Genomic DNA, 10,871 nt, shown 5'->3' on the forward strand with positions numbered 1-10,871 from the left:
GTGATAAAAATCTCCTGTTATTTTGCTTTTCCTGTTGAGAGGTACTGCTGCGTGAAATATGCCGCTGAGATACCTGCGTCCATAACCGGGTTTTTGATGTCGAGGGTGGTCTGACGACCTGTTGCAGCTGTTACGATGCGAGCCTTCATGCGCATGGTGTATTTTTTGCCGGTTTTTGAAGTGAGGTAAATCCAGTCTTCTGTGGTGTATGTCTTGAGGAGTTTTGACTGGTCCCGTTTGTCGAAATATTCGATTTTTGCAGGGAGATAAGTCTCTGTGTCGATGTACTGGATTCTGTATGAATACTCAACCTCTGATTTTTTGAGAGGAACTGACTTAATCTTCCAGCATGTGTAAGATTTTCCGCCAGGAACCGTGACTTTTACGTTTTTTTCCAGCAATTCATGTTTGTCTTCGTCAACTTTGCGGATACCCATGTCGTTGTATGTGAATTCGTGACCTACGAACTTCTTGTATCGCTCGCCCATAGGAATTCGGCGGACCTGTTTCAGGTTTGGCTGGTAAATCCAGCGGTCATCCTCTCCAGTTTCTTTTTCGAGCTGGAGAACACGGGTGTCCTTTACTGTTTTTGGAGTACGGAAGTCAAAAACGGTATTGATAAGACCGTTATGCTTGCGACCGAACTGGTACATTTCCTGAACTGATGTGGAACCGTTTTTTTCGATGTCCGTAATTACCATGATAGCCTGAGATGTGTCTGGTGCCTCCAGTGTAGATGATTTTTTGATGACATCATAAGCTTCGTCAGCAAAAGCCATTGTTCCAAGAGCCAAAGCAATAGATGCGATGGCAAGCGATTTTGAAAGTTTCATGTTTTTCTCCTACTGCATTATGCAAGTGCACACAATGCTATTCCAATTATAATGTAGGATTAAGCATATTTCAACTTTTTTGAGGAGTTTTTGTGACAAAATTTAAAAAAATGTCATAAAAATACAGTGAAAATGTCCAAAATTGTTAGGTCAGAGATTTGTCATCATCAAGGATTTCTTCCACCGCTTCGATTAGGGTTTTCATCGGAACCAAGGCATCACGGAGTTTAAGTTTATAAAAGATTTGAGTGCCTTTTTTGATTGGCTCGACTATGCCCGAATCCTTGAGGACTTTGAGGTGGTGGGAGATTGCGGGGCGGGAGAGTGTGGTTTTCCCTGACAGGTCTGCCACATTGATTCCTTCTACTCCGGCGGCGGCCAGATCCAGGCAGAGTTTTTGCCTGGTGGTGTCACCCAATGCCGTGAAGATGGGAACGCATTTTTTAAAATCCTCTTGTGCCTGTAAAAGTTTTTGTGGATTAATCATTTTTCTTAAAATCCCCTTGACACTTTTGTCTGATGTCGCTATATTTGGTTTATTCGTTTAATTATTCGAACCAATCTTACACCATTCACCGTGGAATTGCAAGAGGTTCTTTAAAATATTTCTATTAGGAGAAGCAGAAATGATTAAGAAAATGCTGAAATGCTCGTGGCTTATCATTGCGCTTTGCGCGGCCATTACGGTGTTTTTTGGCTGGCAGCTTCGTACAATCAAAATTGAGAATACGAGCCGCACTTTCATGCCCAAGGATGACGATTCCTACAAGCTCATGCTCAAAACCGAGGATACTTTCGGCTCAATGCTCATGCTGGGCATTTCCCTTGAGACAAAGGGGGCAACGATTCTCACTCCGGAATACATTAATGTCGTAAAAAAAATTACTGACCGGATTGAGAGCGTGAATTATGTTGAGAATATTGACTCAATCTCCAACATTGACTTTATTCACGGCGAGATTTCCGAGGACGGGGAGGGCACTCTCAAAGCCTCAAGCCTTTTGGGTGATGATGATGCCTATTCTTTCACGGCTGATGGAATGAAAACCATAAAGCAGGAAATCATAGACTGGCAGGAAATGTACAACCGCGTCATTGTAAACGATGATTTTAAGGCCACCCAGATGATGGTTACAATCACCGCCTCAACCGAGGACGGAGAGGAGCTTCCTTCTGACATTCAGAACAAGATTCTTGCCGAAATCAAGGGAATCTGCGAGGAGGAGCTTGACGGCTCTGACCTTGAGGTGCGTTATTTCGGAGACCCGGTTATGTCCCACGATGCGCGGGAATTCCTCATGAGCGACCTCATCAACTTGATTCCTTTCGTAGCCCTTATCGTTCTCTTTTCTCTTTACTTCTCATTCCACACATGGAGCGGAACTCTCCTGCCTCTTATCACGGTCTTAATCAGCACTGTCTGGTCAGTGGGGCTGCTCTGTCTCCTTGATTTCAGCTTTACGATTATCGGCAGCATGATTCCGGTTTGTCTCATTGCCTGCGGCTCGGCTTACGGAATCCATGTCATGACTCACTATTACATCGGACTGGACAAAATTGAAGGCGAAATCACCAAGGAAAATCACGCCGGGGCAATTGAATTCGCCCTTAAGGATGTTTGGATTGCGGTTCTTCTTGCGGCTGTCACCACTGTCGCGGGCTTTATCTCTAATGTATCAAGTCCCTTGCGCCCCTTGCGCTCATTCTCGATTTTTGCGGCGTCAGGCGTTGCTTTCGCGCTGATTCTTTCAATCACTTTGATTCCGGCCCTTCTTTATGTAACTCCGGTTAAAGTCGTTGGAAAACACTGGAAGAACAATAACCGGCTTTCAACTAAAATCCGCCGCCGCCTGGAGCATGAGCTTGCCCGCCGGGGAGGAAAGTCTAAGGACGAGGCAAATGCAAGCACTTTGTATTCTATTTATCACTTCTTCGCGGGAACAAAACCCCGTCTGGTGATTCTCGTTCTCGTCATCTTGTTCCTTTCTTCTATCGGATTGAAGCTGCTGGTGGTCGATACGGCTATGGTCAACTATTTCCCCCGTACAAGCAAATTCCGCCAGGATTTGGCCTATGTGGACGAGACTCTTTCCGGCTCGAACAGCATGTACATTGTCATAAAGGGCAAGGAGATTGAGAATTCTGCCCAAAGTGAGGAAGAGGCTCTTGATTTGGGTGAATTCGATTTCTCTGAATTTGAAGAGCCTGCCCTGGGGACTGAACTTGAGTCTGTAACTGAATCTTCTTCTGATTCTGATTTCGGTGACTTTGATTTTTCTTCTTTTGATGAGCCCGCCTCTTCTTCAGAGAATACCGCTGACGCAGAGCCTGTCAAACAGTATTATTCCCTCACTGACCCGGAGATTTTGCGTGCCGTTGATGACTTGCAGAATTATCTTGCGGCAAAGCACCCGGAAATCGGCAAGGTAGTATCTTTCACCACATTTATCAAGCGAATGAATCAGGTTATGCATGTTCCTGTCGCTGGTACAAGCGGCGTTGAGTCGGAGAGTGCTGATATCCTCGATTCACCGGCAAAGGTCAAGGACATCCTTGAGATGATGAACCGTGCTTATGCCGCTGCCGGAGGTGAGAAGGCAAGCACTAATGCTGTGGTGAGGGAGCTTGAGCGTGAGCTGAACTACAACGGCCTTGCATATTATGAAATTCCTTATGACATTGAAAAATACTCAGTTGATCGCCGGGAGAATCTTTCTAACTTGGTCACTCAGTATCTCTATCTTCTTTCCAGTGATGCAATCACTCGTTTTGCCGACGATATGACGAATCCTAAGGCAATCCGAACTCAGGTGCAGCTTCGCACTCACTCAACTGTGGACACGGGCTTGCTTATCAACGATATCAATGACTATGTTGCCAAATATTTCCCCACGGACAAGTACACCGTGGAGACCACTGGCAGCGCCGCCCTGGAAAACACCATGAGCCACCTTGTCATCGACAGCCAGATGGTTTCAATCGTATTCTCCCTTGTCATGGTATTCATCATCATCGCCCTTTCATTTAAGAGCGGCTGGGCTGGCCTCATCGGAGCTATTCCCCTTGGCCTTGTAATCCTGCTTAACTTTATGGTTATGGGCTTTATGGGAATCCGCCTTGACCTCTGTACCAGCATTGTTTCTTCAATCGCAATCGGTGTCGGAATTGACTATACGATTCACTTTATGGAAACATATCAGCATGAAAGGGAAAAGTCCAACGATTCTGAGAGCGTTACAAAAGCGACTTTCAAGTCCAGCGGAAAGGGAATCGTCACGAACGCGATTGCCGTTGGCTTGGGCTTCCTTGTCCTGGTCTTCTCTAAGTTCATCATCTTACGCTATATCGGAATTCTGGTTGCCGTCGTCATGTTCACAAGCTCAATGCTGGCAATGACGGTTATTCCGGGGCTTCTGAACGCCTTCGATCCGAAATTCATGTGGTCAAAGGACGAAAAAGAAGCATATAAGGCAAAAATCGAAGCAGAAAAAAAGTAAAAGTTGTAACCTGAATAAGGTTTAATGGTTTAATTATTTGAACGGATATAGAACAGGAGGTATCTGAATGAAAATGACAAAAAAACTTACAGCTGTGGCAGTCGCCCTTTTGATGGGAGCCTCTGCATTTGCAATCGACGGAACTGAAATCATGCAGAAAGTCTTTGACCGCAAGAAGCCGGACTTCACTCAGGCGGCGGTTCTTCTCACTCTCACAAAAGACGGAAAGGTGGAGGAGACCCGTAAAGTCGGTGAATACGGACGCTGCAAGGATGGTCTTACTGACATGACCATGGTTTTCCTTTCACCTGCAAAAGTTGCGAACACCCGCTTTTTGGTAAAAGAAAATGAAGGTAAGGACGATGACAAGTGGATTTATCTTCCAGACCTTAAAAGCACACGCCGAATTGCCGCAAGCGATGGTGAAAAGTCTTTCGTGGGAACTGATTTTTCTTATGACGATATGAGCAGCCGTGAGGTTGACGAGGATACTCATAAATTGCTCAAGGAGAGCGAGGATAAGGGCAACTTCAAGGATTTGTATGTGGTTGAGTCAATCCCGAAAGACCCGAAATCTAGCCAGTATTCAAAACGAATTTCCTGGGTCACAAAAGATTCATGGATTCCGACTTACATCGAGTTGTACGACAAAAAGGGCAACTTGCTCAAAGTCAACGAAATCAAATCTATTACGCAGATGACTGGCAACGGTGGACATGTTTACAATATTCCTACAGAGAATGTCATGACCAATGTTCAGAAAAAGCATGCCTCAATCATGAAACTTGGAAATCTGAAGATTGACCAGCCGCTTGCAGACCGCTTCTTTACGACGGATTTCTTGACAAACGGTAAATAAAAAGCGTTCAAACGAAAATTATCTGATAAAACAAAAAAGGGGCTTCCAGTGAGAACCTGTCAGAAAAGTCGCGGTGAACAAGTTCAAGCGACTTTTTGCCAGAACCTCACTTCCGCCCCTTTTTTGCATTTTCTGGCATCTCGTTTGAGCGCTTGTGATTTTTTCTAATTCGTGCAATTTTTGGGGATTTCTGATATAATTTCCTTATGGAAAAAATTAAGGCCCTTTTGTTTGATATGGACGGGGTTCTGCTTGATACTGAATCTGTCTGTAAGGTCTGCTGGGCGCGGGCGGCGGGCGAATATAAGCTTAAAAACATAGATGAAATCTTCTTGCAGTGCGTGGGGCGAAGCCGGGCTGATACGACCCGCCTCCTGGAAAAGTATCTTCCGGGCGCGGAATCTGCCGCTGCCTTCCGTGAGAGAACCAGCGAGCTTTTTGATGTGGTCTGGAAAGAGCAGGGCCTAGGGAAAATGCCTTTCGTTTCAGAATGCCTTGACTCTCTCAAAAAAGCCGGCTTCCGCCTGGCGGTGGCAAGCTCTACCCGAAAAGTGCGGGTTTTCCCCCAGTTAAAAGAGGCTGGCATCTTCGATTATTTTGAAAGCATCACCACTGGCGACATGGTGACCCACTCAAAGCCAGACCCTGAAATTTACTTAAAGGCGGCTTCTTCCCTTGTTCTCTCTCCTTCTGAATGTGTCGCAATCGAAGACAGCCCCAACGGTGTGCGCTCGGCCTTTAACGCGGGCATAAAATGCATTATGGTTCCCGATTTGATTCCAGCCGATGACGAAATGAGAGAAAAAGCCTGGAAAATCTTCAAGAATTTGAAAGAGGCGGCTGACTTTTTAACGAAAGGAGCATGGTGATGAAAAAAATTGCATTAGTCATTGCTTGCTTCTCACTGCTCATTATTTTCCTTTCCTGTGCTTCTACCTCCCGCCGCTCTTTTGCTGAATCAGCATCCCTTCCTGTGCGCCTTGCTCCTGATGTTAACAGCGACATGCTTACGGCGGATTATTGGATTAAGCGGTCAAAAAATCCTTTCAAAGTCAGAATGTCCCTTTCTGAAATTGCCGCATGGAACAGGGAAAATTCTAATCTTCTTTATCCTGGCTCTGTTTCTCTGCCTCTACTTACTGATTTGCGGAAAATCGACTCTCATATTTCGGCGGCAGAGATTCGTGACGGTATGTTTCGGCACTCCTCAAAAAATCCCTGGCTGAAAAAAGTAAAAACAAAAAATGGTGAGGAAGTGCACGAAGTCACCCAAAAAGAGTGGCGCTTGATTTTTGAGGCGATGAATTATTCTTCTTTGGAAAGCTATTCTTACTTTTCTGGGGGAAAGGTCAGCGATTCAGCTTCATATAAAAAAGATTTTCCTGTCCGAAAGGCGATTTGTGTCCGCCGTACAAATATGCGCCTTATTCCTGATGACGGATTTTATACTGATGACGAAAAAAACTGGTATGACGATGTGGCCCAAAATTCAGGCATGTTGCTGGGAGAGCCTCTTCTTGTGCTTTGGGAAAGCAAGGAAAAAAACTGGCTTTATGTGAGAACTTCTTATTGTACTGGCTGGGTTCATGCCGAAGATGTTGCTTTTTGCTCTGGTGAGGAATTCAACCGTTATTTTGACTATGCCGAAAAGCCCCAGGATACTTTCGTTACGATTACAGATGACCGCTTTATTCTCCCCGATGAATATGTGCTTCCCTGTGAGAGTGATGATTTTTCTGGGGTGAGTGAATTTTTTATGGGAACCTATCTCTTTACGGCTGACTGGAATGACAAACGCTTTGAAAGTGCCCTTCATCCACGACTGCCTTATGCCAGTTACATGGTGGAGATTCCTTATCGAAATTCAGCTGGAAATCTTTCGCTGGCTTATGCCACGATCCCGGCTGGCCGCTGTAGCCTCGGTCTCCTTGATTACACGAGTGCAAATGTTCTTACGCTTGCATTTAAGCCTTTGGGAATCCGTTATGGGTGGGGCGGCATGGAGAATGCAAGGGATTGCTCTGAATATTTAAAAGACATTTACCGTTGCTTCGGTTTTTCTCTTCCTCGCAACAGCCGCGCCCAACTTTCAGTTGCGGGAAAATCCGTTAATTTTGACGGAAAATCTCTTTCTTCAAGGAAATCTGCCCTGTCATCCCTTGAGGAAGGAACTCTCATGGGCTTTCCGGGGCATGTCTTCATGTATCTCGGCAAAGTAGACGGTAAAAATTATGTCATCAGTGCGCTGGGTTTCTATTATTTTGATTCAGAAAATCCTGAAACAGAGGATGCCCTTGCTGAAATTCCAGCGAATTCTGTGAATATCAATACTCTTTCGGTCATAAGAAAAAACGGAAAGTCCTGGCTTGAAATGCTGACCCAGGTAAAAAAATTCAAAGATGACGGAAGCTGGATTGATGACAGAATTTACTTTGATTTAAAATGGCAATTTGCGGAATTTTCGAAAATTAACTCTGGTAAGGCATTTTTCTACAAGGCAAAAAAGAAGCGGAAAAATATCACAGTTGCGGTAAATGCCGGGCACGGTACTAAAGGTGGTGCTCTCGTAAAAACATTTTCTCACCCAGACAAGTCTCCCAAAGTCACCGGAGGAACTACCCTTGCAGGAGCTTTGGAATCGATTGCGATAAGTGATGGCATGGTCTTTAAAAACGGAAGAAGGGAATCTGAGGTTAATTTACGGACGGCCCACCTTCTCTGCGGAATGCTACTGGATGCCGGCTATGATGTTCTTATGATTCGTGATTATGAGGATGTTCAGCTTGATAATGTCGCCAGGACGGTCATGGCCAACAACAATGCGAAAATCCACATTTCCATTCATTATGACTCAGACAATACAAGTGAAGATAAGGGCGTTTTCTATTGCTCTGTCCCGGAGGGTATCAAGTATCTTCCAAATGTAAAAAAGCATTGGAAGGAGAGCGAGCGACTGGGAGAATGTCTTGTTCAAGGGCTTGCTTCTCAGGATTTGAAAGTCTTTGGTGGCGGAAAAATGGATATAGATTTGACTCAGACTTCTTACAGCACGATTCCCAGCGTGGACATAGAACTGGGAAATCAGCATACGGATACCAATACCGAAGAGCTTAAAAAAAGGGCAAGAGGTCTGCTGGAGGGTGTGGAGCTTTTTTTTCAGAAGTAAACTTCTGCATAATATGTGTACATCTGTGTTAATCTGTGGTTAAATATATAAGAGGAGATTATGAAAACATCAATCGCATGTATTGCCTTTGACGGCGAAAAAATATTGGTCGCACATCGCAATCCCACCGGGCAGATGGGAAATCGCTGGGAATTTCCAGGCGGCAAAGTAGAAGAGGGCGAGAGTGATGAAACTGCAATCGTCCGTGAATTTGAAGAGGAATTCGGCGTAAAGGTGATTGTAGGCGAAAAAATCACCGAGACATTCTTTGTCCATAATGACCAGCAGGTTGCCTTGCACGCCTATGAGATTACCGTTCCTCATGACGGTATTGCTCAAAAATATGTTCTTACGGAACACACTGAATACAAGTGGGCTCTTCCTGCCGAAATTCCTACTTTAAATTTTGTAGATTCAGATATGCTCATCTATCCAGATGTAATGAAATGGGTCGCAAGCAAAAAATGATGCGAATCGTCTGCTTTGTGATTAAAAGAATCCTCGTATTTGTTGGCTTTTTTTTCTGTCTTTATTTTGTTTCTTGCACGAAAAATGACGGCCAGCTTGAAATGCAGAGCCTTGCGCCACAAGACCTTTCTCCGCGGATTGAATGGGCTTTAATCAAAGATCCTTATGCCGCCTGTCGTAAAGATGCGAGCTATGAGAGTGAGACAATCGCATCCTTCAGAAAGGGGGAAATTTACGAAATTAAGGGAAATTGCACGGTTGTCATTGACAAGGGCGAAAAGGACGAAAAAAAAGAATTGTGGTACGCGCTTGAAGACGGCTGGATTCCCTCAAGCGCGGTAAAAGTCTACTCCAACAAACTAAAAGCTGAGCAGGCGAAAAAATCAATAAAATAATAGAGACGCAGATACACACAGATGAACAATTTTTATTATCCGCGTTTATCGGCGTTAATCTGCGTCTATTTTTTGAGAATTATCTTTGCAGCTTCTTCCACAGAGATTTCTACAAACTGCTCGCGAGTCTGCAAATTCTTCAATGTGACGGCATTTTTTGTCGCTTCGTTTGAGCCGATCAAGATTCCCCATTTAATGCCCTTTGCATCTGTGACGGCATATTGCGCCTTCATCGACTTTGCTTCTGGGAAGACTTCGACTTTAACTCCCTTTGAGCGGAGTTCTGCGGCGACGCGCTGGTAGAGAACTACGAGGCTTGCGTCCATGCAGAAAATCTCTGCGTCAAGGTAGCTTCCTTTTGATTCAAGTTTGCCAAGCTGCTCAAGGCCTGCGATAAGGCGGTCTAGGCCGATTGAGGCACCAACTCCCGGCAATTTTGTCTTTGTGTAAAGGCCTGCCAAGTTGTCATAGCGGCCGCCTGAACAGACTGAACCGATTGAAGGAAGCTCGTTGAGGAAAGTTTCGTAAACGACTCCGGTGTAGTAGTCAAGTCCGCGGGTGATTGAAGGGTCGAGTACATAACTTGATTCGATTCCGGCTGCTTTCATCATCTCGTAAATGTCCCTCATTCGCTTTGAGTCTTCGCTTTCGCCTCCGGCCATTTCAGTAATCATCTTGAGGGTTGATTCAAAATCTTTGGAGCCTGCAATGTATTTTAAGATTTCTTCTGCTTTTTCTTGGGAAGAAGTGTATTCAATCAGCTCTTTTTTTACTTCTTCCTGACCTACCTTTGCAAGCTTATCAACAGAGCGGAGAATGTCCTCACTTTTTTCTGATACACCGAGTTTTGAAAGGAAGCGGTTAAAGATTCCCCTGTGATTTACATGAATCGTGATGTCGGTGACGCCGATTTCTGCCAGGGCCGCCTTCATAATAGAAAGAATCTCAAAGTCACTTGCCGCACTGTCACTTCCAACCGTGTCAATATCGCACTGCACGAACTCACGGTAGCGGCCTGCCTGAGGTTTTTCGCCACGCCATACTTTTGCTATGTGGTAGCGCTTGAAAGGGAAGTAAAGCTCGCTTTCGTGCTCTGCCGTAAAGCGGGCAAAGGGAACTGTAAGGTCAAAACGGAGGGCAACATCTCGCTTGCCGTTGTCCATAAAGCGGAAAACCTGTTTTTCTGTCTCGCCGTTTGATTTTCTGAGTAAAATTTCTGAATATTCAAGAACCGGCGTGTCGATTGGAACGAAGCCGTATGAGCGATAAACTTTGGTGATTTTTTCTTGCAAATTTGTGCGGACGATTTCCGCCTGGGGTAAAATGTCTCTGAATCCCTTAAGGACTCTGGGTTGAATGAGTTCTGCCATAATTGGATATTTTAGCGAAAAGAAAGAAGTTTATCCACAGATAAGCAGAGATTTCCACAGATTAGCAGAGATTTCCACAGATTAGCAAAATTTTTTACTTGGTCAAATGTCGAGTTTTGCAAATTATTGGATAATCACAAAAACAAGCTCTCGGCGGGAACATGGCACTGGAATCCACGGTTGTGCGAAATTGGAAATTAGACTCGCTTCGCTCGCTCGCACAAAGTGGATTCGTGCCATAACCCCGCCTACGCTTGTTTTTGCACTGTTCAGCAAATGCAAA

Annotated in this window: 9 protein-coding genes; 6 read left to right on the top strand and 3 right to left on the bottom strand. The window is 44.9% G+C overall.

Annotated features, from left to right (window positions below; genetic code table 11):
- Positions 1 to 17 precede the first annotated feature (17 nt).
- Positions 18 to 833: an outer membrane lipoprotein-sorting protein gene (locus B2089_RS11125; RefSeq protein WP_296325514.1), complete on the bottom strand. Its 816-nt coding sequence runs from the start codon at positions 831 to 833 to the stop codon at positions 18 to 20.
- A gap of 145 nt (positions 834 to 978) precedes the next feature.
- Positions 979 to 1,320, bottom strand: a complete 342-nt coding sequence (locus tag B2089_RS11130; RefSeq protein ID WP_296325518.1) for an ArsR/SmtB family transcription factor — start codon at positions 1,318 to 1,320, stop codon at positions 979 to 981.
- Between the two features lie 139 nt (positions 1,321 to 1,459).
- Between B2089_RS11130 and B2089_RS11135 the strand changes: the two genes are divergently transcribed.
- From B2089_RS11135 to B2089_RS11160, 6 genes are all read left to right on the top strand, one after another.
- Entirely contained in the window at positions 1,460 to 4,330 is a 2,871-nt protein-coding gene (locus B2089_RS11135) for an efflux RND transporter permease subunit (RefSeq protein WP_296325521.1), read from the top strand.
- Between the two features lie 67 nt (positions 4,331 to 4,397).
- On the top strand, positions 4,398 to 5,189 hold the full coding sequence (locus B2089_RS11140; protein WP_296325525.1) for an outer membrane lipoprotein-sorting protein: 792 nt from the start codon (positions 4,398 to 4,400) through the stop codon (positions 5,187 to 5,189).
- Positions 5,190 to 5,395: 206 nt separating this feature from the next.
- A complete protein-coding gene (locus tag B2089_RS11145; protein ID WP_296325528.1) occupies positions 5,396 to 6,058 on the top strand; it encodes an HAD family hydrolase in 663 nt (220 codons plus the stop codon).
- Complete coding sequence (locus B2089_RS11150) at positions 6,058 to 8,355, top strand: N-acetylmuramoyl-L-alanine amidase (RefSeq protein ID WP_296687327.1); 2,298 nt, start codon at positions 6,058 to 6,060, stop codon at positions 8,353 to 8,355. Before B2089_RS11145 ends, B2089_RS11150 begins: the two co-directional genes overlap by 1 nt.
- A gap of 60 nt (positions 8,356 to 8,415) precedes the next feature.
- Positions 8,416 to 8,823, top strand: coding sequence for a (deoxy)nucleoside triphosphate pyrophosphohydrolase (locus B2089_RS11155; protein WP_296325535.1), 408 nt, complete (start codon positions 8,416 to 8,418; stop codon positions 8,821 to 8,823).
- On the top strand, positions 8,802 to 9,218 hold the full coding sequence (locus B2089_RS11160; RefSeq protein WP_296325538.1) for a hypothetical protein: 417 nt from the start codon (positions 8,802 to 8,804) through the stop codon (positions 9,216 to 9,218). The genes B2089_RS11155 and B2089_RS11160 overlap by 22 nt, the downstream gene beginning before the upstream one ends.
- 65 nt (positions 9,219 to 9,283) lie before the next feature.
- Here the strand turns inward: B2089_RS11160 and hisS are convergent, their stop codons facing one another.
- Positions 9,284 to 10,588 carry a histidine--tRNA ligase gene (gene hisS, locus B2089_RS11165; RefSeq protein ID WP_296325542.1) on the bottom strand — a complete coding sequence of 435 codons (1,305 nt, stop codon included), beginning with the start codon at positions 10,586 to 10,588 and terminating at the stop codon, positions 9,284 to 9,286.
- Between the last annotated feature and the right edge of the window lie 283 nt (positions 10,589 to 10,871).

This window comes from Treponema sp. UBA3813 (assembly GCA_002368605.1).
Lineage (GTDB): Bacteria > Spirochaetota > Spirochaetia > Treponematales > Treponemataceae > Treponema_D.